Consider the following 24,306-nt stretch of genomic DNA (forward strand, 5'->3'; position numbering starts at 1 on the left):
CGATTACTCGAAGTTGTCCTGCACCAAACGGCTAAGCGCGCGCACGCCCCAGCCGGTTGCCCCCTTGGGCGCATATGATGTTTCTAATGACACCGAGGCCACACCGGCAATATCGAGGTGAATCCACGGTGTTTCCTCTTTCACAAACCGCTGCAGGAATTGCGCCGCCGTGATCGAGCCTGCCGGGCGACCGCCGACGTTTTTCATATCGGCAATGCGCGACTTCAACTGTTTGTCGTACCCTTCGCCCAGCGGCAGACGCCACGCACCTTCATCCTCGGCCTTGGCCGATTTCAGGAACGCATCGCAGAACGTGTCGTTGTTGGAAAATACACCGGCATTCTCATGGCCCAGACCAATGATCACCGCGCCGGTCAGTGTGGCCAGATCGATCATGCCCACCGGCTTGAAGCGCTCTTGCGTGTACCACATCACATCACACAGCACCAAACGACCCTCGGCGTCGGTGTTGATGATCTCGACCGTGTCGCCCTTCATCGATTTGACCACATCGCCCGGGCGGCTGGCATTGCCGGACGGCATGTTTTCAACCAGTCCGACCAGACCTACCACATTGGCCTTTGCCTTGCGCTTGGCCAGCGCACGCATGGTGCCCGCAACTACGCCCGCACCGCCCATATCCATGGTCATGTCTTCCATGCCGCCTGCGGGCTTCAGCGAGATACCACCAGTGTCGAACACGACACCCTTACCCACCAGAGCCAGCGGCGCGTCGTCTTTGTCGCCGCCGTTCCACTGCATCACCACAACCTTCGAAGGGCTGACCGAACCCTGCCCAACGCTTAGCAGTGTGCGCATACCCAGTTCGGCCAGTTTGTCCTCTTCCAGGACTTCGACTTCCAGCCCAAGCGCTTCCATCTCAGCCAAACGGTCGGCGAATTCAGTAGTGGTCAGGACGTTTGCAGGCTCGTTGGTCAGATCACGTGTCATCCGGACCCCATCGGCCACGGCATATTGCGGGGCAAAGGCTGCTTCGACTTCATCGGCTTTCTGGTGGCTGATGGTGACGGTGCCAACCTCTTCCGCCTCTTTGGTCTTGTGCGCGTCAAAATCATAGCTGCGCAGCGCGATGCCCATGGCCATATCTTCGGCCCGGACCTGATTGCCTGCCATCACAAGCACGTCCTTGCCACCCGCCAGCTTGGCCAGCGCCGCGCCCGCCTTGCGGGCCTCGGTCGGATCAGGGCGGCGTGGCAGGATCACGATATCCAACGCCTCGGCCGCCATTCCACCGGGCCAGGCCATCGAGATTACATCGCCTGTCTTTACCTTTTCGAACCGGGGGCTTTCCACCAGGCGCGCCACCGCGCCGCGGGTCAGACGGTTCGCCCGGCGCACCGCAGGGCTCATCTTGCCGTCCGATGGGATGATTACCGCCACCCGGCCTTCGGCTTGCGCCATTGCATCCGTATCAAAGGGCTGAAACCGGATCGGGACAAGACTGCTCATTGCGAACTCCTCAAAAACTGTTCCCCAAGACCTAGCCCGCACTGCGCGGCTTGACCAGATAGCAGTTTTCCCCGCGCGCCAATTGCATTACAGTCGCGGAAAAATTCCGGCAGGATCGGGGGAGAACGAATTGGCGAGACAGGGCAGGCATATGCCGTTGCGCATCTGCGCAGGCAAAGGTGATTCTGGCCTTTTCGGTGCCGATTTAACCTGCTGCCGGGTCAAGGCGGAGGCACAATCGTGATCCTCGACCGCTATTTCGCCCGCCGGTTCATGCAAAGCTTTCTGGTCATTGGCGGCATTTTTCTAACACTGCTGATTCTGATCGACCTAGTCGAACAAGCCCGCCGATTTAACTCGGAGGGGCTGTCTTTTGGTACGCTGCTGCACCTGACCTTGCTGAATTCACCCGCAGCGATCAGCGAGATGCTGCCCTTGCTGGTCATCCTAGCCACAATCGCATTGTTCATCGGCTTGGCACGTAATTCCGAATTGGTGGTGACACGCGCCATTGGGCGGTCCGGTATCCGGGCGCTGCTGGCCCCGGTCACGTTGGCATTGATTATCGGGACCCTCGCGGTGGCCTTGCTGAACCCGATCACCGCTGCCACGTCCGAGGAGTACCGACGCCTTTCCGATGCCTACAAAGACAAAGGCAACTCGGCGCTGTCGATCACCAGCGAGGGGCTATGGTTGCGGCAGGGGTCGGAAAATGAGCAATCGGTCATCCACGCGCGCGGCACCACGAATGCGGATGCGTTGGAACTGACCGGCGTAACGATCGTTACATTTTCGCCGGATGGTAAACCTACACAGCAAATCAATGCCAATCGGGCCCAACTGTCGAACGGGTCTTGGATATTGCACAATGCCAAGATCTGGTCTCTGGCGGATGACGTGAACCCCGAGGCGACCGCCAAAACACATCAGCGCATCGAAATCCCCACCACGCTGACGCGCCAGCGCATTCTGGACACGCTGGGCCAACAGGATTCCGTTTCGGTCTACGACTTGCCGCAGCTTATCCGTGACCTCCGCGAGGCCGGGTTTTCCACCAAGCAATATGAAGTCTGGTTGCAGGTTCAACTTGCGCGACCGCTCTTTCTGGTGGCCATGGTGATGATCGGCGCGGCCTTTACCATGCGCCATGTCCGCTTTGGCGGTACCGGCATCGCGGTTCTGTCCGCAGTGCTTTTGGGATTCTCAATCTACTTCGTTCGCAACTTTGCCCAAATACTCGGAGAAAACGGTCAATTGCCTATCTTCGTCGCAGCCTGGGCTCCGCCCTTTGCAGCAATTCTTCTTTCCCTTGGCCTTCTTCTCCATGCGGAGGACGGCTGATGCGGCTCATATCAAGTCTTTTGCTGTCCGGCGCTGTGGCTCTGGCAATGCCAATAGGTGTCGCCGCCCAGAATCAACCCGCCCCCGGCCCTGCGCAGGATGCCCAGCAAGAGGACCAGCCCGCCCTGCTGGTGGCTGACGAAATCTTCATCACCCCCGAACGCGTGCTGGTGGCCGAAGGTAATGTCGAAGCTTTTCAAGGTGACGTCAAAATCACCGCTGACCGTATCACCTATGATCGCGATACCGGCGCGCTGACGCTGGAGGGGCCAATCCGTATCGATCAGGCTGGTGATACAACAATCCTGGCGGATTCGGCCGAACTGGATGACGGTATTCAGAATGGCCTGCTGATCGGGGCACGGATGGTGTTCGACCAGCAGGTGCAGATTGCTTCGGTTCAGGCCACGCGCGCGGCGGGCAGGTATACGCAGTTCAGCAAAGTTTCGGCCACCTCGTGCCATGTCTGCGCGAATGGCAAACCGCCGATCTGGCAGATCCGTGCCCGCAAGGTCACGCATGATCAACTGGAACGGCAACTCTACTTTGAAGGGGCGCAACTTCGGGTGCTGGATGTGCCAGTGTTCTATTTCCCCTATCTGCGACTGCCAGACCCGACGCTGGAGCGGGCCACCGGGTTCTTGGTTCCATCGATCCGAACTACCTCGCAGTTGGGCACTGGTGTCCAGGTGCCGTATTTCATCAAGCTGGGTGACCACAAGGATCTGACACTGACGCCCTATGTCTCGTCCAAGACCAATACACTTGGGTTTCGCTATCGGCAGGCCTTTAAAAGGGGGCGCATCCAGCTTGAGGGCGCCTATACCCGCGATGACCTGCAGCCGAGTGAAGATCGGGGATACTTGTTCGCCAATGGCTGGTTCAATCTGAACGACGGTTATCGGTTCCTTTTCAACATCAGAACAACGTCAGACGATGCTTATCTGGCCGATTATGGCCTGCCCGATCTGGATCGGCTGCGTAGCGAAGTTGCGCTGGAACGGATCAAACGCGACACGGCGTTCCGTACCAGTTTCACCCACTATAAAACCCTGCGCGATAGCGAGGAACAGGACGAAATCCCGTCACGGATCTTTGATCTGTTTTATGAAAAGCGCCTGTTCCCGACCTCTGTGGGCGGCGAGGTTCGGTTGGGCTTTGTTACTCACGCGCATGAACGTACCAGTGACGAGGATATCGTCGGACGGGACGTTGCTCGTGCCACCTTTGATGCTGAATGGCTGCGCGATTGGACTTTTGCGTCGGGCCTTCGGGCTGAGGTGCGAGCTGGCGCGTCGGTCGATGCGTTCAACATTCGTCACGACAGCGATTTCCCTGACAACGTAACGCGCACCACGCCACGTGCGGCTTTGACGCTGCGTTATCCGATGCGCAAGCGCGAGTCATCTGGGGCGACCCAGATATTGGAACCGATTGCCCAGATCGGATGGACCCATGTCTCGGACGACGACGTGCCAAATGACGAAAGCACGTTTCAGGAATTCGATCAGGGTAACTTGTTGTCCCTGTCCCGCTTTCCGGCCCCAGACCGGCGCGAAGACGGCGTGACCGGCGTTGTGGGCCTGAACTGGTCCCGCTATGCAGCCGGCGGCTGGCGGGCTCTTGCCACGATTGGTCAGGTGTACCGCGCAGATGCTGACCCCAGTTTCAACCTGACCTCAGGCTTACAGGGGACAACCTCAGACTTGCTGCTGGCTGGTCAGATTCAAACCAATAACGGCTGGCGTTTGGCTGGCCGTGGCCTTTTGAACGGCGATTTCAGCTTTTCCAAGGCCGAGCTGCGCGTCGGATGGCAACAGCCGCAGGTCGGCTTTACCGGAAGCTATGGCTGGCAAGAGCCGGACCCGGCTGAAGGTATCGACGACGAGATTTCTGAAGTTCGGTTGACCGGACGTTACCGAGTGGATCAGAACTGGAACACACGGGCCCTGGCGCGCTATGACCTAAGCGAATCCGAACCGATCCGTTATGGGTTGGGGGTGACGTATCAGAATGAATGCGTACAGGTTAACATGAATGTCAGTAGGCGCTTTACCTCATCATCAAGTATTGAGCCTTCGACAGAATTCGGCTTTACCGTAGCCTTGACGGGGTACTCCGTTAACAGTGGCGGCCAACAGTACAAGAGAAGATGCAGTTGATTTCAGGTTTCACCAGTTTCCTCCGCTCCGGTTGGCTTAAACCGGTCGCCCCAATGCTGATCGGGGCTGCACTGGCTTTGACGTCGCCACAAGCTGGTGCCCAAAGCCTGTTTTCACCCGCGATCAAGGTCAATCAGGACATCATCACCTGGTACGAGCTGTCACAACGGCAACAATTCCTGACCGCACTGGGTGCCCCCGGTGCGTCCGACGCCGAAGTCCGTGATGCGCTGATCGACGAAAGGCTGCGTCGCCAGATTATGCGCGAGGCAGGAATCCAGGCAGCCCCCGAAGACATTCAGGTCGGCATCGACGAATTTGCCGCGCGTGGGCAATTGTCGACTGACCGGTTCCTACAACTGCTCGCCGATCAGGGTGTTGATCGCGAAACCGTTCGGGATTTCGTGGCCGATCAGGTTGCTTGGCGCGACTATGTCAGTGCGCGTTTCCTGTCACAGGCTCGCCCGTCCGAGGACGAGATCAACCGCGCCCTGGGTCAAACTGACAGCGGTGGCCTGCAGGTGCTGCTGTCCGAAATCATTATCCCAGTGAACCAGCAAACCATTGCCCAGGCTGATCTGCTTGCCCAAGAGATTGCCCAACTGCAGGGGTTTGACTCGTTTTCCGCCGCAGCCACACAATATTCAGCGGCAGCCACCCGCGATAATGGTGGACGACTTGACTGGCTGAGCCTCACCAGCCTGCCGCCAGCACTGCAACCAGTGATCCTGGGTTTGAAGGACGGAGAGATCACACAGCCGCTTTCGTTGCCCAACGCCATTGCGCTGTTCCAGATGCGCGGACTGCGTGAGGTCGCGACCAGCGCGACCAACTATTCCGAGATAGACTACGCGATCTATAACATGGCCGGTGGCCGTAGTGCTGAAACCCTGGCACGGGCGGCCAAACTCAGAGAAGAAATTGACACCTGCGATGACCTCTACGGCATCGCCAAGGACCAGCCACCAGAAGTTTTGCAACGGATTCAGGCCAGCCCCAGCGAGATACCGCGTGACGTGGCGCTGGAGCTTGCCAAGCTTGACCTGAATGAGGTGTCCACGACGCTGACCCGCAACAACGGCCAGACCCTGATGTTCTTGATGCTCTGCACCCGCACCCGTGATCTGGGCGAAGAGACATCGCGAGTGGACGTTGCAAACGCGCTGACGCAACAACGTCTCGAGGCATTTGCTGACAGTCTGGTGGCGCAGTTGCGCGCCGAAGCAAACATTGTCGAGCAATGACATCCCCAATCGCGCTCAGCTGTGGTGACCCGGCCGGAATAGGCCCGGAAATCGCAGCCAAAGCGTGGTCGGACCTTCGCGACACATGTCCGTTCTTCTATATCGGTGACGCGACCCACTTGCCGCCGGGAACGCCGGTTGTCCGCATAACTGACCCGTCCGAAGCTGTTGAAATCAGCGCCTCGGCGCTGCCGGTTCTGCAATTGGATTTTCCGGCGCCCAACGTCCCCGGCCAACCCGATCCGGCCAACGCGCCCTCGGTCATCGCCGCCATTGAGCGTGGTGTTTCGCTGGTGCAATCCGGCGCAGCTTCGGCGCTTTGTACCGCGCCGATCCACAAGAAGGCCCTGATCGACGGGGCCAGCTTTGCCTATCCCGGCCATACCGAATTTCTCGCCGCCCTCGCAGGGCGGAACCGGGTGGTCATGATGTTGGCCAGTGCGCAACTGCGCGTGGTGCCCGCAACCATCCATATCGCACTCTCCGAGGTGCCTTCGGCCCTGACCCCGGACCTGCTGCGTGACACCATTGCAATCACTGTCGAAGGGTTGCGCAATCAATTCGGCATCGCGCACCCTCGTATTGCCATCGCGGGCCTCAACCCCCATGCAGGTGAAGGTGGGAAGATGGGCCATGAAGAGCTGGACTGGATCGCGCCCCTGATCGCCGACCTCCCTGGCGACAGTTATACTGTTACCGGCCCACATCCGGCGGATACGATGTTCCACGCCGCCGCCCGTGCCCGCTATGACGCGGCCATTGCGACGTATCACGATCAGGCGCTGATCCCGATCAAAACGCTGGATTTCGATCGCGGGGTAAACGTGACGCTTGGTCTTCCCTTTATCCGCACTTCGCCTGATCACGGCACCGCACTGGATATCGCAGGCCAAGGCATCGCAACACCCACTAGTCTGATCGAGGCGCTGAAGCTGGCCCAACGCATGGCACAAAGCGCTTGACCCTTCCCCTGGCTGAAAATACCTCGGCCACAGGCAAAATTTTCGGCGCACCTGGCGTCAGGGCAAACGGATCATGAGCGCAATCGACAATCTCCCTCCGCTTCGCGAGGTTATCGCGGCACACCAGCTTTCGGCCCGCAAATCGCTGGGGCAGAATTTTTTGCTGGATCTGAACCTGACGGCCAAGATCGCCCGTCAGGCCGGAGATCTTACGGAATGCGACGTGTTGGAAATTGGCCCCGGCCCCGGTGGTCTGACCCGTGGACTGTTGTCAGAGGGCGCGCGCAAGGTCGTGGCGGTGGAGAAAGACACACGCTGCATCCCGGCCCTGAACGATATCGCAGCCGCCTACCCCGGTCGGCTTGAGGTGATCAACGGCGATGCGCTGGAAATCGACCCGCTGGCCCATCTGACCCCGCCAATCCGCATTGCCGCCAACCTGCCCTATAATGTCGGGACCGAATTGCTGGTTCGCTGGCTGACTCCGCCAGAGTGGCCGCCCTTCTGGCAGAGCCTGACCCTGATGTTCCAGCGTGAGGTGGCCGAGCGTATCGTCGCCCAACCTGGCAGCAAGGCCTATGGCCGCCTCGCCATCCTCGCCCAATGGCGGGCCGAGGCGCGGATCGCCATGTCATTGCCGCCCGGCGCGTTTACGCCACCCCCCAAAGTCTCAAGCGCCGTTGTTCACCTGACCGCCCTGCCCCAGCCGCGCTATCCCGCCCATGCAGCCACCCTGTCACGTGTGGTCGCGGCTGCCTTTAACCAGCGCCGGAAAATGCTGCGCGCCTCACTGAAAGGTGTCGCACCGGATATCGAAGACCGGTTGCTCGCAGCCGGTATCCAGCCCACCGAACGTGCCGAACAAGTCCCGCTTGAGGCGTTCTGCGCGTTGGCGCGCTCTATCGCTACTCAAAGATAACTATCAGTGAACGGTAATCTGACTAAATCTATTTGTTGGGTTAAATTACGAACAATACTCTGCCTGTAGGATACAATTGAAAAAACTCACTTCAGCCCTCACCGCAGTCTTTCTTGGCATGTCAGCACCAGCACTTGCACTGGAGCTTGATTATATCTGCGACTTTCATAAGGAAAGTTCTGGTTTAATTGCCGAGAGCACCACTTTCATATTCGATAATGATCTTGAGCACGTTGTTATTTCAAACGAAATTATACGGTACGCTCGAAAAAGACCTATAAAAGTCAAGGTCTCAATTCGGCGCAACGGAGAGTATCAAGCGCAGTGGCAATTAGACTTGCCTGTGTCCATGGAAGGCATTGGTCAGCAAGGCAAATGGAGCGCAAAGTATAGAATAATTTATGAGGCCAGAATTGCTGCCAATTTTGGCAAAGCAAAAATGAACGCACGCTTGAAAAAAGGTGGCTTCAGAACTCAAAGTAGCGGTGAGTGCCGGTCCAAGAATTAGGGTTCAAAACGTCCTTTTTCGAAACGGCACAAAATCGAATCTAAGCAACGAAAAACTCCGGCGAAACCGCCGGAGTTTTCATTTGTCAATGTTTCGATAACTACTCGGCTGCTTCCGGAGCATCCCCATCCGTTTTGGGTGCATCCTCGGCCGGTGCAGCCTTGGGCTTGCGCGCACGCGGACGACGTGGGGGTTTTTCTTTCTTTTCGGGCTTTTCGGGTGCATCGACCACAGGGGCGGCATCTTTGCTTTCCGGGGTTTCAACCAGACCGGATTCGGGGGCGGCTGCTTCAGCTCCGAAATCCATCACGTCGGGCTGCGGTGCCTCGGCCGGGTCGGCCTGACGGGCCGCTTCGCGTTCCTGACGTTCGGCACGTTCACGGTCACGCTCAGCCTGACGTTCGCGATTCTGGCGCTCTTGCTCTTCGCGGCGCGCTTCGATTTCGCGCTGCGCCTCGCTGAGCAGACGCAGATAATGCTCGGCGTGCTGCTGAAAGTTCTCAGCCGCCACACGGTCATTCCCAAGCTGGGCGTCACGCGCCAGCTGGTTGTATTTGTCAATGATTTGCTGGGGCGTACCGCGCACCTTGCCTTCGGGGCCTGAACTATCGAAAACCCGGTTAACAACGTTGCCGCCAGAGGGGCGATTGCGGTTATTCTTGGCCCGCGAGCGGGATTTAGAAGATCTCATCGTACTTTACGTCAGCCTTGTCATTCGGTGCCGATCAAGTCGCGTCCTGCACTGCTCAATGGCATTAGCCGTCACGCGATGTCGACTTTTTTGGGCTTGGCGTCAGGGGCCCGCTGAAACAGCGTCAACCTCTCCGACTAACTCTGAGTAAGCATGTCCAGCGCCTACAGACAAGAGGTTTGTCCAAAAATTCGCAGCTTTTTTACATTGATCGGCGCATTTCAGCCTCATCATGCGCCAAAATTACGGCATTCTGGCGACAACAACACGATCTCGACCGTCCAGATCGGGGATAATCCCTGCGTCAATCAATCCAGCCGCTTGGAAAAGGGCTGCAACAGCCTTGCCCTGTGTCGACCCGATTTCAACCAGGATACGCCCGCCGGGCATCAGAAAATCCGGGGCCGAGGCGGCAATATGGCGGTATGCGCCCAGCCCGTCCCCTTCGTCCGTCAGTGCCATGCGCGGTTCATGCTCTCGCACCTCGGGGGACAGGTCCTGCATCTCCTCCAGCGAAATATAGGGCGGGTTTGCAACAATCAGGTCAAACAACCCTTCGATATTTTCAAACCAATCCGAGCGCAAAATCTCGACCCTGCCCTGCACCTGATGCTGCACCGCATTGGCGCTGGCTTGCAGACAGGCGGATTCGCTTAGATCCGCACCGATACCCGATGCGCTTGTGCGCTCGGCCAGCAGGGTGATCAAGATACAGCCAGAGCCTGTGCCCAAGTCCAGAACATGATCGAACGGTTCGCTTAGCGCCGCCTCGACCAGTGTCTCGGTTTCAGGGCGCGGGTCCAGCACATCGCGGCTGACACGGAACCTACGACCATAAAACTCGCGCTCTCCCAGCAAGTGCGACACCGGCACGCGGATAGCCCGCAGCGAGATCAGGTGATCGTACCGTTCGGCAATCTCGGGTGACAGTTCCTCGGGCGCGATCAACGTGACCCGGCTGGCTTCGATTCGTGCGGCATGGGCCAGCAAAACCCGCGCATCGCGCGCCGGGTCGTCGACCCCTGCGGCGCGCAAGCGGGCGGTGGCGGCCACCATGGCCTGAGCGGCTGTCAACGCCCCGATCATTGTGCCATCTCGGCCAGAAGACGGGCCTGATCGTCAGCGGTCAGCGCGTCGATCACTTCATCCAGATCGCCCTGCATCACCTGATCCAGCTTATAGAGCGTCAGGTTGATGCGGTGATCCGTCATCCGGCCCTGCGGAAAGTTATAGGTTCTGATCCGCTCGGACCGGTCGCCCGAGCCCACCTGACTGGCGCGATCAGCGGATCGTTCGCTATCGATCCGTTGGCGTTCAAGATCATACAGGCGCGTTTTCAGGACCTGCATCGCAATTTCACGGTTGCGGTGTTGTGATTTCTCGGAACTTGTTACCACCAGCCCACTGGGCAGGTGTGTGATCCGCACTGCCGAGTCCGTGGTGTTCACGTGCTGCCCGCCCGCGCCCGAACTGCGCATCGTGTCGATGCGAATGTCATTGGCATCGATCTGGATATCCACATCCTCGGCCTCGGGCAGAACCGCCACGGTGGCTGCCGAGGTGTGAATCCGCCCGCCGCTTTCGGTTTCGGGCACGCGCTGAACGCGGTGTACTCCGGATTCGTATTTCATACGGGCAAAGACATTGTCGCCCTTGATATGGGCCACCACCTCTTTGATGCCGCCAAGATCCGAGGCTTGCTCTTCAATGATCTCAAACTGCCAGCCGCGCGCTTCGGCATAGCGTTGATACATGCGCAACAGATCGCCCGCGAACAACGCAGCCTCATCCCCGCCCGTTCCGGGGCGGATTTCCAACATCGCTGGACGCGCATCAGCCTTGTCCCGTGGCAACAGCGCCAGTTGCAGGGCTTGTTCAGCCTGTGGGATGCGGGCCTGAAGCTCGGGGATTTCTTCCTCGGCCAGCTCTTTCATGTCGGGATCGGCCAGCATCGTTTCAGCCTCGGCCAGATCGGCGACCAGCTGACGCCACGCCATGATCTGATCGACCACTGGCTTCAGATCAGAATACTCCTTGGCCAAGGCCGCAATATCCCCGCCCGAGGCGCCATCTGCCATGGCCGCTTCGAGATACTGGAATCTCTGAGTTATCTGTTCGAGGCGTTCTTCGGGGATCATCCGCGCGGTGTCTCTTAATCCGGCGCTTTGGTCAAGAGCCGTCCCTGTGCTAAGCTGACGCTATGACACGTTTGGCACTTGTAATTTTGTTGTGCGCAGCCCCAGCCATGGCCGATGTGGTCGGTCCCGGAGGCAAGGTACAGGACTGCTATTGCACCGACAAATCCGGCACGCGCATCGAGTTGGGTGAGATGATCTGCCTGCAGGTCGACGGTCGGATGTTCACCGCCCAGTGCCAAATGTCCCTGAACGTCCCCATGTGGCGCGAAGTGCAAGAGGGGTGTTTGTCGTCAGAACTGCAACCTGGTCAACCACCCATCAACTCGTTTTCTATTTACCCCGAAATCTCGCCGGCCAAATCTTAAACGTCCATTGATGCGCAGCATATCTCCGTCCAGCTGAATCGTTGTGTAATCTGGGAAACCAAAAGCCTTGCTGCGCGTTATGTAGGTGACCATCCCCTCTGACATGGAACCCGCCAGTACGTAGGTTCGGGGGGTACCTGTCGCGATTTCATGCAGACGCTCGAAACCGTCCGGGTCACTTTCGATCACCCGAAACACGCCGCCCGGCATATCCCGATCCGTGTCTCCGACAGGGGCGACGTGCCAACGATTGGGGTCTGATGGGGCTAAGCGAATGGCAGCCATGGCGATCAAGCAGGCAACAAGTCCCCATAAAATCATTCGTTTCATCCCGATCCCGTCGCTTTGCAAAACAATATTCGGACCGCTGGTCGTGGCAAGACGCCCTACCCCCTACCGCGACGTCACGCCAGGTAGAATGCACAACATCTCGAACAGCAGGTTCGCGGCAGTCAACGCGGTGTTGCCGGTGGCGTCATACGGTGGGGAAACCTCGACCAGATCACACCCCACCACGTTCATACCCGCCAGCGCGTGGATCAGTTGCAACGCCTGTGGCGTGGTCAGCCCAGCAATCTCAGGCGTGCCGGTGCCTGGGGCGATAGAGGGGTCCAGGCTGTCGATATCGTACGAGATGTAAACCGGATGCTCGCCAATCTCTTTGCGAATCTGGGCACCAGTCACGGTCAGGTTTTGCTGCCACAGCTCCCACGCGGGGAATTGGCGAAAGCCCCAGCCCTTAGCCTCGGTGAAATCCGATGCCGCGTAGCCCGAGCCGCGAATGCCAATCTGAAAGGTTTTGTCGGGGACGATCAGCCCCTCTTCGTAGGCGCGGCGGAATACGGTGCCATGCGTTTCTCTTTCACCAAACATCTCATCGTTCACGTCTGCATGGGCATCGACATGGACCAGTGCCACCGGCCCGTGCTTGGCAGCGATTGCCCGAAGGATCGGCAAGGTGATCGAATGATCGCCCCCCATCGCCACTGGCGTCACGCCCTGCGCCAGGATCGCATCATAGCTTTCCTTGATGATTTTCAGGCTGTCAGACAACGAAAATGTATTGATCGCCAGATCGCCGATATCCGCGATTTGAAGGCTGTCGAACGGGGCCGCAAACGTGGCCATGTTATAGGGCCGGATCATCGCGCTTTCGCTGCGAATCTGTTTAGGCCCGAACCGCGTCCCCGACCGCCACGAAGTGCCAATATCCATAGGGATCCCCAGCACCGCCACATCCAGCCCGGCAAGCGAATCCACCTGCGGCAGGCGCATAAACGTATTCGGCCCCGAAAACCGCGCCAGATCATTGCCGCTGATAGGTTGGTTAAACTCTGTCATGCCCGTCATTCTCCCGTCCGGCCCTTTGGTTAATCAGTTACCGGAAAGATGGCTAACCAATGGTTAAGCCTCATAAATTAATCCGAGACCAGCTTGTTCCACCCCAACAGGCAGATGATCTGCGTGGCCACATGCGCGCCCGCAATCGCCGTGGCACCGGACGTATCAAAAGGTGGAGAGACCTCGACCACGTCCCCCCCTTTGATGTTGATCCCGGCAATGTCGCGCAAGATGATCTGCGTTTGTATCGAAGTCAGCCCACCCCAGACGGGCGTGCCGGTGCCGGGGGCAAAGGCCGGATCCAGACCGTCGATGTCGAAACTCAGATAGACGGGGGTGTCGCCCAGAATACCTTTGATCTTTTTCGCCACGGCGGCGGGTCCGGATTCATAGACCTCACGCGCGTCGATGATGTTGACGCCCAGCGTATCCTCGTTCGTGGTGCGAATACCCACCTGGACCGAGCGTTTGGGGTCCACAATCCCCGATTTCACCGCCTTGTAAAACATCGTCCCGTGATCGACGCGGGACATGTCGTCATCGGCCCATGTGTCCGTATGCGCATCGAATTGCAGCAGCGACATCGGCCCGTATTTCTCGGCATAGGCTTTTAGAATCGGAAAGCTGATATAGTGATCTCCCCCCAACGAAACCGAGGCAACGTCAGCCGCCAGAATAGTACGGATATGATCCGTCAAAGTATCGGGAAAGGCCGGGATATTGGCGTAGTCATAGGCCATATCTCCGTAATCCACGATCGCCAATTCGCTGAGCGCGTCGAAGGGCCAGCCATAGGGTGCATCCGGCGATTGCAGCGCGCTGGCCTCACGGATTGCGCGGGGGCCAAGGCGGGTGCCGGGGCGGTTGGTCACGGCCTGATCGAACGGCACGCCGGTCACGGCGATATCTACGCCCTTCAGCTCTTTGGTATAGAGCCGCCGCAGGAATGACGTCGCACCACCGAACGTGTTTTCGAATGACAACCCTTTGAGGTCCGGGTTGGTGAATGCCTCATCCACCTGATTTTTTGCATCTTCCAGTGACATGTCTTCCCCCCATCAGCCCAAAGGCTGCGCCTTTTCGACGATCCGTGCAAAGAACGAGGCGCCAACCGGCGCGATCTCGTCGTTGAAGTTATATTTGGGGTGATGCAGGCCCGCGCCCTCACCCTGCCCCAGGAACAGATATGCGCCGGGACGTGCCTGTAACATATAGGAAAAATCCTCGGCCCCCATCTCACGCCCTGCGTTGGCGGTTACCCGGTCTTCTCCAGAAATATCGCGCGCGACATCCGCAGCGAAGCCGGCCTTTTCGGCGTCGTTGATCGTGGCGGGATAGTTCTTTTCATAGTCCAGCTGCGCCGTGACCCCATACGAGGTCGCCTGCCCCTGCACGATCTGCTCCATCCTTTCAATCACCATATTCTGCACAGCAGGATCAAACGTCCGCACTGTACCGTTAATGAAGGCTGTGTCGGGAATGACATTGTTTACCGTACCGGTGTGTATCTGCGTGACCGAAACCACCAAATCGTCCAAGGCGTAGTGATTACGGCTGACAATGGTCTGGATCGCCTGCGCGATGCCACAGGCTGCCATCACTGGATCGCGCGTTTCGTGCGGCATGGCACCGTGGCCACCTACGCCCTGAATGTGTACCTCGAACGTGTCCACTGCCGCCATAATCGGCCCCGGCGTGGTATAGAACGACCCTTCGACAAATCCGGGCGCGTTGTGCAGCGCGTAGACCTGAGAGATGTTGAACCGATCCATGATCCCCTCTTCGACCATTACACCGGCTCCGCCGCCTTCCTCTTCGGCGGGTTGAAAGATCAAGGCCACGCGACCGCGAAAATTCCGTGTTTCGGCCAGATAACGTGCCGCACCCAGCAGCATCGTGGTGTGCCCGTCATGACCGCAAGCATGCATTTTGCCGGGATTCTTGGACGCGTAAGGCACGCCCGTCTCCTCGGGGATCGGCAATGCATCCATATCAGCGCGCAAGCCGATGGTCGGCCCCTCGCCCTGTCCATTGATGATTGCCACTATGCCCGTCTTGGCAATGCCCTCATGCAGCTCATCCACGCCGAACTCGCGCAGTCGGTCGGCGACGAAAGCAGATGTTTCGTGACATTCGAACTCTAATTCAGGGATCGAATGCAGGTGCTGGCGCCATGCGGCCATATCGGCAGAGAAATCGGCAATTCGGTTGACGACGGGCATCTGGGGTGGACTCCTGATCCTGACTGCGGAATGGATGCATCTGACACCGGAACGAAAGGGTTCGCAATGGCCGAAAATCCTCTGATCCACGACAGCGATGCGGGTATCGAGCGTTTGCTGGAAATCATGCGCCGCCTGCGCGACCCGGAATCAGGCTGCCCGTGGGATATCGAACAGGATTTCGCCACCATAGCCCCTTACACGATCGAAGAGGCCTATGAGGTCGCCGATGCCATCGAACGCAACGCCTATGACGAATTGAAGGGTGAGCTGGGCGACCTGCTGTTCCAGTCCGTCTTCCACGCGCAAATGGCTGAAGAGGCAGGGCATTTCACCTTTCAGGATGTGGTCCGCACCATGTCGGAAAAGATGGTCGACCGCCACCCGCATGTGTTCGGCGACGAATCCCGCGACAAGTCAGCGGAACAGCAAACCGTGGACTGGGAAACCATCAAGGCAGCCGAGCGTGCGGGCAAGGAACAAAAAGGGGCTTTGGACGGCGTGGCCGCGAATCTGCCCGCCCTGCTGCGCGCCCATAAGCTACAAAAACGCGCGGCCCGTGTGGGTTTCGACTGGCCCGACGCCAGCCATGTGCTTGCCAAAATCACCGAAGAAGCGGCTGAGTTGGAAGAGGCACGCAACAGCAAGGATGCTGATGCGCTGGAGGACGAATTTGGCGATTTGCTGTTCGTGATGGTCAATCTGGGCCGACACCTCGGCATCGAACCCGAGGCCGCCTTGCGGCGCACCAATGCTAAATTCACGCGTCGTTTCGAACAGGTCGAGGCACGTCTGGCCGCGCGTGGCAAAACTCCGTCGCAAAGTGATCTGGCCGAGATGGATGCCCTCTGGGACGAAGTGAAGATCGAGGAACACCGCGCCAATGGCAAACTCCCGCCTGTGGACGCTGCGACCGACGCCTGAAACCGCTGGACAAGTGTGGTGACACTTGCGAGTGTCCGCGCTTCAAGACCCCGGAGGCACAGAATGGCACCGCGCAAAATCATCATCGACACTGACCCTGGTCAGGACGACGCCGTCGCCATACTGCTGGCGCTGGCCAGCCCCGAAGAGATCGAAGTGCTGGGCATCACTGCTGTCGCTGGGAACGTGCCGCTGGAGCTGACCGCCAAGAACGCACGGATCGTTTGTGAGCTGGCTGGTCACACGCATATCCCCGTCTATGCCGGATGCGACCGCCCGCTCAAACGCGCCTTGGTCACTGCGGAACATGTACACGGCAAGACCGGGCTGGACGGGCCCGTTCTGCCAGACCCGGAAATGCCTCTGGCCGATGGGCACGCAGTTGATTTCATCATCGACACTCTGCGTGCGCAGGAACCGGGGACGGTGACACTTTGCCCGCTGGGACCGTTGACCAATATCGCCACGGCCTTTCAGAAAGCGCCCGATATCGTCGACCGCGTGCAGGAAATCGTGCTGATGGGTGGCGCATATTTTGAGGTTGGGAACTACACTCCAGCCGCTGAGTTTAATATTTACGTCGACCCAGAAGCTGCTGAAATCGTATTTAAATCCGGCATTCATATCGTAGTGATGCCGTTGGACGTCACCCATGACGCACTGGTCACAAAACACCGCAACGAAGCCTTCCGCGCGCTGGACAGCAAAGTCGGCCATGCAGTGGCCGAGATGACGGAATTCTTCGAGCGTTACGATACCGAAAAATACGGCTCAGAAGGTGCCCCCCTGCATGACCCCTGCGTGACCGCATATCTGATCCGGCCCGAACTGTTCTCGGGCCGTCACATCAATGTGCAGATCGAAACGCAATCCGACCTGACCCTTGGCATGACCGTCGCTGATTGGTGGCGCGTGACGGATCATCCGCCCAATGCCATGTTCATGGGGGAAATCGATGCCGATGGATTCTTTGACCTGCTAACAGAAAGGCTGGCCCGCCTATGAGCGCCGCGCTGAAACTCGCCCGTCCCGAAGATCTGGATCGCCTGATGGCGCTGGTCACGGCCTTTCACGCCGAGGCCGGAATTGATCAGGACGCCGATCAACGCCGCGAAGCGCTGGCCCCGCTGCTTGAGGGTATTCCCCACGGCTGTGTCTATCTGATCGGCCCCGGCCGTGCGCCGCTGGGTTATATCGTGCTGACCTTCGGCTGGTCGGTCGAATTTGGCGGTATGGACGGCTTTGTTGACGAGATTTACATTCGCCCTGCGGTCCGAGGCCGTGGCATCGCAACCGAAGTATTGCTGGACCTGCCCAAAGCCCTTGCCGGGGCAGGATTGACCGCATTGCACCTTGAGGTCGACCGGGCGCATGAAGCCACGCAAAGGCTGTATCTGCGTACCGGTTTCAAACCACGAGACCGCTATGTGCTGATGAGCAAGCCGCTTTAGCGCGCCTCAACCCCCATATCGAATCCAGGAATGTCCATATCCATCACCGGGTCAGTGGACGACGCCTGCATCCCCGATACCGGATAAGTCCCCGGCCCCGAGCAGGCCGCTAAAAATACAGTGCTGATCACTGAAGCTACGAGAAGGAATTTCGAACCAGTCATGGTGTACCCCCTTTTCTGTAATGCAGGCACAATAAGTCAGCTCAAATTGAGACAAATAGGAAAAAGTTCACACATAACGTGAATTATGCTGAAAAAAATTTAAGTTTATGCTTTTTCCATGCGTTAACAACAGGAAAGCGGCGCAAAATAATTTGGCTAAAAGGTCTTACTTATCCGTTCCGCTACAATTTCATCTCGAAAAACAGCAGATGACCGTCGGCGATTTCCGGGATCTCGGCATATGCGTCCCGCAGAATGAACCCCATCGAGAGGTATAATCGGGTCGCAGTTTGCAAGGGTTTGCCAGTGTCCATGCGGATCAGGTCAAACCCCTGTTCGCGGCATTGCTGGATCAAAGACAGCATGATGGCACGACCTGCCCCCGTACCGCGGGCGCTGTCCCGGACGAATACGCGCTTGATCTCGGCCACGCCCGGCTCGATCGTGTGGAACATGCCGCACCCGACGGATTGATCGCCCTTCAGCGCCAGACACGCGCCACCCTTCGGCGGGCTGTGTTCTGCCTCGATGGCCTCCATCACGCGGGCATATTTATCCTGCGAATAGATGGTCTGAACAATTCGCTGCGATTTCTCATCCAGCGTCAGCAGGAAATCGCGATATTCCCAACACAAACGCCGGACCGCATCAAAGTGGTCCGGCGTTCTGGGTTCTATGATGCTAAGCAATCGCTGATCCTCAAATAGGTTTGAGGATCAGAATAACACTCAGCGCTTAAGGATCGAAGCCCCAGCATATTCGGCAACCTCGCCCAGCGATTCTTCGATACGGATCAGCTGGTTATACTTGGCCAACCGGTCCGAGCGTGCCAGTGATCCGGTTTTGATCTGACCGCAATTGGTCGCCACGGCCAGGTCGGCAATGGTGGCGTCCTCGGTCTCGCCCGAACGGTGCGACATCACGTTGGTATAACCCGCGCGATGGGCCATATCGACGGCGCGCAGGGTTTCGGTCAGTGAGCCGATCTGGTTCACCTTGACCAGCATCGAGTTGGCGCAGCCACGGTCGATCCCTTCGGCCAGACGTTCGGGGTTGGTTACGAACAGATCGTCACCTACCAGCTGAACTTTGTCACCGATGGCATCGGTCAGCGCCTTCCAGCCATCCCAGTCATCTTCTGACATGCCGTCTTCGATCGAGATGATCGGGTAATCGTTAACCAGTGTCGCCAGATATTCGGCGTTTTGTTCCGACGTCAGCGAGATATTCTCGCCCGACAGCACGTATTTACCGTCGCGGAAATATTCGGTGGCGGCACAGTCCAGCGCCAAGTGTATTTCCTCACCGGGTTTGTAGCCCGCCTTTTCGACGGCTTGCAGGATGAAATCCAACGCTTCGCGGGTGGAAGCGATGTTGGGAGCAAAGCCACCCTCGTCGCCCACTCCGGTGGCCAGACCAGCGGCCGATAGTTCGCGTTTAAGGGTATGGAACACCTCAGACCCCATACGCACGGCTTCGCGGATATTCGCGGCCGCAGTTGGCATGATCATGAATTCCTGAATGTCGATCGGGTTGTCCGCGTGCTCACCACCGTTGATGATGTTCATCATCGGCACGGGCAGAACGCGGGCCGAGGTGCCGCCGACATAACGATACAAGGGCTGCGTGGTGAAATCGGCTGCGGCTTTGGCAGTGGCCAGCGAGACACCCAGAATGGCGTTGGCGCCCAGACGGCCCTTATTCTCGGTTCCGTCCAGTTCGATCATCGCGCCGTCGATAGCAACCTGCTCGGTCGCGTCAAAACCCACCAGTTCTTCGGCAATCTCACCGTTCACGGCGGCGACGGCCTCCAACACGCCCTTGCCCAAATAGCGCGATTTGTCACCGTCACGCTTTTCCACCGCCTCATAAGCGCCGGTCGACGCGCCCGAGGGCACTGCGGCGCGGCCCATAGTGCCGTCTTCCAGAATCACATCGACCTCAACGGTCGGATTGCCCCGGCTGTCCAGAATTTCGCGTGCGTGGATGTCGATGATGGTACTCATGAGGCCCGTTCCTGTGGCTGCAATCAGTTGCACGCCTCATACCATCACTAGGTGAAAAGTAAACCGGTTATGTTATCGCTAACATACATATTCCCGGCCCTTTAGGGCTAACAATACCCTGTTTGCGCCAACCTGCGACGATCCGTCAGGCTGCGACTGCCAGTTCTCGGGCCAGACGGCGTTCGCGAATAAAGGTGTACATGCCCGACCCCATAATCAACGTAGCCCCAGCCAGCGTCATCAGGTCGGGGCGTTCACCGAACATCAGCATGCCTGCCATGATCGAAAAGATCAGCCTTGTGTACCGGAATGGCGTCAGGGCCGAGGCCTCACCAATCCGCATGGCAATGACGATGCCATAGTAGCCCAGAAAACCAAAGCCAACAGCACCCAGATAAGGACCGATCTGCCACGTGTGCAGCGGCACAACGGGTTGTGCGGAAAACACCATCAACGCCACGCCAGCAAATGCCACGGCGACATAGGCCTGCAGGGCGACCACGGACGAGGCCACACGAACATCCAGCTTACGGGTGATCAGGTCCCGCGCGGCAATGGCAAGCACACTGGCCACGACAAACAGCGACTCGGGCTGGAACCCCGCAAGCCCTGGGCGGATAATCATCAGCACGCCGATGAAGCCGATGCCAATCGCGCTCCACCGTCGCCAGCCGACATGCTCGCCCAGAAACAGCGCGGCCCCCATGGTGACGGCCAGCGGCATCGCCTGAAACACGGCAGCCACGGTGGACAGATCGACCAGAGACAGCGCGGTCACAAAACTCAGCGCCCCAACCGCTTCGGTCCCGGCGCGCATCAGAGGCAGAGGCTGCCATGCCACCGGATCAAGGATACGTTTGCGCGTGGCCAACGACATCACGACAAAGGCCAGGCTGCAGATCACACCCAACACAATCATGATCTGGCCGGTCGATACTGTCACCGACAGATGCTTGATGAACATATCCTCAAGCGCAAATGCCGCCATCGCGCCGACGACCAGCAAAATGCCGTGTACGTTGTTCATGACCGTGTCCGTTGAATCCTGCGGCCCCAATGCCGCTTTTCTCAGCAAAATCGCAAGTAAGCCGTTCAGGCAAGCATTATCCGCCCGGAAAGCATGAATTCCCGTGCGCCCGACGTTCGCGTTTTGTGATGGATCAGTCCTGTTCCAGCGGCACGCCGTACAGTTCCAGCCGGTGGCCTTTCAGCTTATACCCCAGCTTTGCCGCGATCTTTTCCTGCAACACTTCGATCTCGGGGTCGACAAATTCGATCACCTTGCCGGATTGCATATCGATCAGGTGGTCATGGTGATCCCGCTCGGCATCCTCATACCGCGCGCGGCCATCACCGAATTCCAGCCGGTCAAGAATCCCGGCTTCTTCGAACAGTTTGACAGTGCGATAGACCGTAGCGATTGAGATGCCCGAATCCACCTTCGAGGCGCGGGCATACAGTTCCTCTACATCCGGGTGATCCTCACTTTGTTGCAGCACCTGCGCGATTGTGCGGCGCTGTCCCGTCATGCGCAGACCTTTTGCTTCGCAGCGGGCGATGATCGTATCGGACATAAGTGACCCTCAGAGTAGTTCGGGATTCTGTCTTAATACGTCTGCGCGGATCGCGCCACAGGGGAATTGCATCCTAGGCCACCCGTCGCAAGTCGGCCCAGATCGGCAGGTGGTCGGATGCAATATGCGCAGGGCGTGCGTCATGCACGCCGTGGACGACCGCCTCAAGCCCAGCGCCCAGCGCGATACGGTCCAGCGCCCCAAGGGGTTGCGCGGCTGGAAAGCTTGGAACCGGCGCCAGGAAGCGCATGTCCGGGGCCAGATGGTCCAACACAGGCTGTCGCGACCATTCGTTGAAATCCCCGGCCCACACGGTGGGCATGTTGTCCAGATCCCCATCAAAGCGGCGGATATGCGTGATCTGCTGTCGCCGCGACGCTGGCAGCAGCCCAAGATGCATTCCCATCACCCGCAGCGGGCCGATTTGGGTGTCGAATTCTACACGCACGGCGCCGCGCGGCTCTAACCCTGGCAGGTCGTGGTGCCCGGTCTGCCGCACCCGGATCGACTCTCCACGCCAGATGACTGCGTTTCCATGCCAGCCCAGACTGCCTGCCCCGCCCAGGTCGACGATCTGCCAGCCGGCCTCATCCAGCATGAAATGCGGCAAGGCGGCAGGTCGGGGTGGCAAGCGTTTGTCGGCCTCTTGCAGGACGACGATATCGGCCTGCATGCTGTCGATGACCTGCATGATACGCTGAGGCTGCCGCCGAAAATCCAGACCCACACATTTCTGAATGTTATAGCTGGCGATACGCAGGGTTGATGGTTTGGTCATTGGCATCCTGTGTCTGACATCAAAGGTTCCTCGGCACCCGGCCCCTATTGAAACTGCGTAATCATAAGGTTGGCAGGCTCACCCCCTTCGGCGGACGAGCTATGGCCTGTTCCCGTGACATCTTCGGCCCAAAACAAGTCACCCGTTTTGAAATCACGTATTTCGCCCGACCCCGCCTGAACTCGAAACGTACCGGACAGAACCGTCGCAAGTTGGGGTTTCGGGGAACGGTGCTGCACCCCTATCCACCCAGCAGGCAGTGACAAGAAGGCAATACGCGCGGCATCGACCTCTTTTGAGACCAGAAACGGTGCGGCCGGAGGGGCAAAGGTCTTGAGTTCGAAATCAATCTCGCGATCTTCAAAATAAGACACACCGTCCGCGTCTTCCAACAAAATGGCGTAGCGCATTTTATGCTCCCTAAAACAAAACTGATTTTATCTGCAGTTCCCCCGGTTGCGTCCATTATGCAGCATTATGTACCGATGGTAAGTCGCTTGGCATTATGTTCTGAAGAACGCCCAATCGAATGCTTAAAAAATCGACGTTCAAGTTTTGATATTCGCTATGTCCCACAGAACGTCGCGTGGACCACTTCGCTTTCGGTCGGTGGGCGCGTCAGGTCGGTTGCGTCGGGTTGATCCTCGTACGCGCGGGCAAGCACCGCGTTCAACCGATGGAACGGGGCAAAATCGCCTTGGACAGCAGCCTGTATCATCTGCTCGACCCGGTGGTTGCGTGGGATAAAGGCCGGGTTGGCGGCATTCATCACCGCTTGCGGGTCTTTTTCACGGGCCAGTCGCGCCTGCCAGCCATCAGCCCATTCATCATAGGCTTCGGGGTTCAGGAACTGATCGCGGGCTGTGTCACTGCCCAGCGCCCGGAACGTATTGGTGAAATCGGCACTGTTATGGGCCATCCGGGTCAGCAGATCGGTGATCAGTGCCTCGTCGCCCTTATCCTCGGTCGTCAAACCAATCTTGGCCCGGAAGCGGGTCAGCCATTCCTGTTGGATCAGTCCCGGCATTGCATGCACGATCTCGGTGGCCTCGTGAACGGCGGCCTCGGGGTCCTCGACCTGCTGGATCAAAGAGGTCGCCAATTGCGCCAGGTTCCACACGGCAATGTCCGGTTGATTGGAATAGGCATATCGTCCCATCCGGTCGATTGAACTGTAGACCGTATTCGGGTGATAGATGTCCATGAAGGCACAAGGCCCATAGTCGATGGTTTCTCCGGCGATCGAGAAGTTATCGGTGTTCATCACCCCATGGATAAACCCAACGCTCATCCATTGCGCAATCAGCCGCGCCTGCACGTCCCTTACCGCCCGCAGCAGGCCCATGGGCCCTTGGGCCTGCGGATAGTGTCGGGCGATGGCGTATTCGGTCAGCCGGTTCAAGCTGTCGACCTGCCGTCGTGCGGCAAACACCTGAAACGTCCCCACACGCAGATGGCTTCGCGCCACGCGGGTCAGCACCGCGCCCGGCATCGGGCCTTCGCGCAATACGATCTCTCCGGTCTCAACTGCAGCCAACGCTCGGGTGGTCGGTATGCCCAGCGCGTGCATCGCCTCGGACACCACATATTCGCGCAGAACCGGTCCAAGCCACGCGCGTCCATCACCCTGGCGGCTGAACGGCGTCTGCCCCGAACCCTTCAGTTGTATATCCCGCCGCACGCCGTCGGTTCCGATCGTCTCACCCAGCAATACCGCGCGCCCATCGCCAAGCTGCGGGTTGTAGGTGCCGAACTGATGGCCGGAATAAAGCTGAGCAATGGGCTCGGCCCCGTCAGGCAGGGCATTCCCGGCGAAAACCTCGGCCATCTCCTGCACATTTCCCGGAGTGAACCCCAGAACGCGAGCCAGACCTTCATTGAACGCAATCAAACGCGGTGCGCGCACAGGCACCGGCGCCTGCCGGGCGAAAAACGTGTTGGGAAGGCGGGCGTAACTGTTGTCAAACGGGATATTTAGGGTCATGCGGCAAACATATGGTCGATACACGTAAATACCATAGCGGATTGCACGCCTGCGTGCATAAT

The 24,306-nt window shown here is 58.5% G+C and carries 26 protein-coding genes; 10 read left to right on the forward strand and 16 right to left on the reverse strand.

What is annotated here, in order from left to right:
• Positions 1 to 3: 3 nt before the first annotated feature.
• Positions 4 to 1,470 carry a leucyl aminopeptidase gene (locus tag AB1A64_RS05380; RefSeq protein WP_366550479.1) on the reverse strand — a complete coding sequence of 489 codons (1,467 nt, stop codon included), beginning with the start codon at positions 1,468 to 1,470 and terminating at the stop codon, positions 4 to 6.
• A gap of 240 nt (positions 1,471 to 1,710) precedes the next feature.
• Between AB1A64_RS05380 and lptG the strand changes: the two genes are divergently transcribed.
• The 6 genes from lptG to AB1A64_RS05410 all read left to right on the forward strand — a co-directional run bounded on the left by lptG (position 1,711) and on the right by AB1A64_RS05410 (position 8,606).
• Positions 1,711 to 2,811 (forward strand): LPS export ABC transporter permease LptG, encoded by a 1,101-nt coding sequence (gene lptG / locus AB1A64_RS05385; RefSeq protein WP_366550480.1) that lies wholly within the window; start codon positions 1,711 to 1,713, stop codon positions 2,809 to 2,811.
• On the forward strand, positions 2,811 to 4,973 hold the full coding sequence (lptD, locus tag AB1A64_RS05390; protein ID WP_366550481.1) for an LPS assembly protein LptD: 2,163 nt from the start codon (positions 2,811 to 2,813) through the stop codon (positions 4,971 to 4,973). The genes lptG and lptD overlap by 1 nt, the downstream gene beginning before the upstream one ends.
• The gene (locus AB1A64_RS05395) at positions 4,964 to 6,217 is read left to right on the forward strand and encodes a peptidylprolyl isomerase (RefSeq protein ID WP_366550482.1); all 1,254 of its coding nucleotides are present in this window, start codon (positions 4,964 to 4,966) and stop codon (positions 6,215 to 6,217) included. The genes lptD and AB1A64_RS05395 overlap by 10 nt, the downstream gene beginning before the upstream one ends.
• Positions 6,214 to 7,179 (forward strand): 4-hydroxythreonine-4-phosphate dehydrogenase PdxA, encoded by a 966-nt coding sequence (pdxA, locus tag AB1A64_RS05400; RefSeq protein ID WP_366550483.1) that lies wholly within the window; start codon positions 6,214 to 6,216, stop codon positions 7,177 to 7,179. The genes AB1A64_RS05395 and pdxA overlap by 4 nt, the downstream gene beginning before the upstream one ends.
• 73 nt (positions 7,180 to 7,252) lie before the next feature.
• Entirely contained in the window at positions 7,253 to 8,098 is an 846-nt protein-coding gene (gene rsmA / locus AB1A64_RS05405; RefSeq protein ID WP_366550484.1) for a 16S rRNA (adenine(1518)-N(6)/adenine(1519)-N(6))-dimethyltransferase RsmA, read from the forward strand.
• Positions 8,099 to 8,174: 76 nt separating this feature from the next.
• On the forward strand, positions 8,175 to 8,606 hold the full coding sequence (locus AB1A64_RS05410) for a hypothetical protein (protein WP_366550485.1): 432 nt from the start codon (positions 8,175 to 8,177) through the stop codon (positions 8,604 to 8,606).
• Positions 8,607 to 8,706: 100 nt separating this feature from the next.
• Here the strand turns inward: AB1A64_RS05410 and AB1A64_RS05415 are convergent, their stop codons facing one another.
• From AB1A64_RS05415 to prfA, 3 genes are all read right to left on the reverse strand, one after another.
• The gene (locus tag AB1A64_RS05415) at positions 8,707 to 9,297 is read right to left on the reverse strand and encodes a DUF4167 domain-containing protein (RefSeq protein WP_366550486.1); all 591 of its coding nucleotides are present in this window, start codon (positions 9,295 to 9,297) and stop codon (positions 8,707 to 8,709) included.
• Positions 9,298 to 9,540: 243 nt separating this feature from the next.
• Entirely contained in the window at positions 9,541 to 10,383 is an 843-nt protein-coding gene (gene prmC / locus AB1A64_RS05420) for a peptide chain release factor N(5)-glutamine methyltransferase (RefSeq protein WP_366550487.1), read from the reverse strand.
• Positions 10,380 to 11,435 (reverse strand): peptide chain release factor 1, encoded by a 1,056-nt coding sequence (prfA, locus tag AB1A64_RS05425; protein ID WP_170358823.1) that lies wholly within the window; start codon positions 11,433 to 11,435, stop codon positions 10,380 to 10,382. The genes prmC and prfA overlap by 4 nt, the downstream gene beginning before the upstream one ends.
• A gap of 62 nt (positions 11,436 to 11,497) precedes the next feature.
• On the opposite strand from prfA, the gene AB1A64_RS05430 reads away from it, so the two are divergent.
• Positions 11,498 to 11,800, forward strand: coding sequence for a hypothetical protein (locus tag AB1A64_RS05430; RefSeq protein ID WP_366550488.1), 303 nt, complete (start codon positions 11,498 to 11,500; stop codon positions 11,798 to 11,800).
• Here the strand turns inward: AB1A64_RS05430 and AB1A64_RS05435 are convergent.
• The 4 genes from AB1A64_RS05435 to AB1A64_RS05450 all read right to left on the reverse strand — a co-directional run bounded on the left by AB1A64_RS05435 (position 11,726) and on the right by AB1A64_RS05450 (position 15,363).
• Positions 11,726 to 12,130: a DUF1499 domain-containing protein gene (locus tag AB1A64_RS05435; protein WP_366550489.1), complete on the reverse strand. Its 405-nt coding sequence runs from the start codon at positions 12,128 to 12,130 to the stop codon at positions 11,726 to 11,728. The two genes, AB1A64_RS05430 and AB1A64_RS05435, sit on opposite strands and share 75 nt — an antisense overlap.
• A 63-nt stretch (positions 12,131 to 12,193) precedes the next feature.
• Positions 12,194 to 13,141 carry an agmatinase gene (speB, locus tag AB1A64_RS05440; protein ID WP_366550763.1) on the reverse strand — a complete coding sequence of 316 codons (948 nt, stop codon included), beginning with the start codon at positions 13,139 to 13,141 and terminating at the stop codon, positions 12,194 to 12,196.
• A gap of 77 nt (positions 13,142 to 13,218) precedes the next feature.
• A complete protein-coding gene (gene speB / locus AB1A64_RS05445) occupies positions 13,219 to 14,187 on the reverse strand; it encodes an agmatinase (RefSeq protein WP_366550490.1) in 969 nt (322 codons plus the stop codon).
• A 12-nt stretch (positions 14,188 to 14,199) separates the two neighbouring features.
• Positions 14,200 to 15,363 carry a M20 aminoacylase family protein gene (locus tag AB1A64_RS05450; RefSeq protein ID WP_366550491.1) on the reverse strand — a complete coding sequence of 388 codons (1,164 nt, stop codon included), beginning with the start codon at positions 15,361 to 15,363 and terminating at the stop codon, positions 14,200 to 14,202.
• 66 nt (positions 15,364 to 15,429) lie between these two features.
• Here AB1A64_RS05450 and mazG point away from each other — a divergent pair, with 66 nt between their 5' ends.
• The 3 genes from mazG to AB1A64_RS05465 all read left to right on the forward strand — a co-directional run bounded on the left by mazG (position 15,430) and on the right by AB1A64_RS05465 (position 17,738).
• Positions 15,430 to 16,287, forward strand: coding sequence for a nucleoside triphosphate pyrophosphohydrolase (gene mazG / locus AB1A64_RS05455; RefSeq protein ID WP_366550764.1), 858 nt, complete (start codon positions 15,430 to 15,432; stop codon positions 16,285 to 16,287).
• Positions 16,288 to 16,350: 63 nt separating this feature from the next.
• Positions 16,351 to 17,292 (forward strand): nucleoside hydrolase, encoded by a 942-nt coding sequence (locus AB1A64_RS05460; protein WP_366550492.1) that lies wholly within the window; start codon positions 16,351 to 16,353, stop codon positions 17,290 to 17,292.
• Positions 17,289 to 17,738, forward strand: a complete 450-nt coding sequence (locus AB1A64_RS05465) for a GNAT family N-acetyltransferase (protein WP_366550493.1) — start codon at positions 17,289 to 17,291, stop codon at positions 17,736 to 17,738. The genes AB1A64_RS05460 and AB1A64_RS05465 overlap by 4 nt, the downstream gene beginning before the upstream one ends.
• Here AB1A64_RS05465 and AB1A64_RS05470 read toward each other — a convergent pair.
• The 8 genes from AB1A64_RS05470 to AB1A64_RS05505 form a co-directional block, all read right to left on the reverse strand.
• Positions 17,735 to 17,902, reverse strand: coding sequence for a hypothetical protein (locus AB1A64_RS05470; protein ID WP_366550494.1), 168 nt, complete (start codon positions 17,900 to 17,902; stop codon positions 17,735 to 17,737). The two genes, AB1A64_RS05465 and AB1A64_RS05470, sit on opposite strands and share 4 nt — an antisense overlap.
• A gap of 182 nt (positions 17,903 to 18,084) precedes the next feature.
• Entirely contained in the window at positions 18,085 to 18,591 is a 507-nt protein-coding gene (locus AB1A64_RS05475; protein WP_366550495.1) for a GNAT family N-acetyltransferase, read from the reverse strand.
• Positions 18,592 to 18,630: 39 nt separating this feature from the next.
• Positions 18,631 to 19,908 (reverse strand): phosphopyruvate hydratase, encoded by a 1,278-nt coding sequence (gene eno, locus AB1A64_RS05480; RefSeq protein ID WP_366550496.1) that lies wholly within the window; start codon positions 19,906 to 19,908, stop codon positions 18,631 to 18,633.
• Between the two features lie 145 nt (positions 19,909 to 20,053).
• Positions 20,054 to 20,935 (reverse strand): DMT family transporter, encoded by an 882-nt coding sequence (locus AB1A64_RS05485; RefSeq protein WP_366550497.1) that lies wholly within the window; start codon positions 20,933 to 20,935, stop codon positions 20,054 to 20,056.
• A gap of 133 nt (positions 20,936 to 21,068) precedes the next feature.
• Positions 21,069 to 21,482, reverse strand: a complete 414-nt coding sequence (locus tag AB1A64_RS05490; protein ID WP_170348959.1) for a Fur family transcriptional regulator — start codon at positions 21,480 to 21,482, stop codon at positions 21,069 to 21,071.
• Between the two features lie 73 nt (positions 21,483 to 21,555).
• Positions 21,556 to 22,266 carry an endonuclease/exonuclease/phosphatase family protein gene (locus tag AB1A64_RS05495; RefSeq protein WP_366550498.1) on the reverse strand — a complete coding sequence of 237 codons (711 nt, stop codon included), beginning with the start codon at positions 22,264 to 22,266 and terminating at the stop codon, positions 21,556 to 21,558.
• A gap of 38 nt (positions 22,267 to 22,304) precedes the next feature.
• On the reverse strand, positions 22,305 to 22,670 hold the full coding sequence (locus tag AB1A64_RS05500; protein ID WP_366550499.1) for a hypothetical protein: 366 nt from the start codon (positions 22,668 to 22,670) through the stop codon (positions 22,305 to 22,307).
• 155 nt (positions 22,671 to 22,825) lie between these two features.
• Positions 22,826 to 24,244, reverse strand: coding sequence for a protein adenylyltransferase SelO (locus AB1A64_RS05505; RefSeq protein WP_366550500.1), 1,419 nt, complete (start codon positions 24,242 to 24,244; stop codon positions 22,826 to 22,828).
• Between the last annotated feature and the right edge of the window lie 62 nt (positions 24,245 to 24,306).

It is taken from the genome of Ruegeria sp. ANG10 (assembly GCF_040705255.1).
GTDB lineage: Bacteria > Pseudomonadota > Alphaproteobacteria > Rhodobacterales > Rhodobacteraceae > Ruegeria.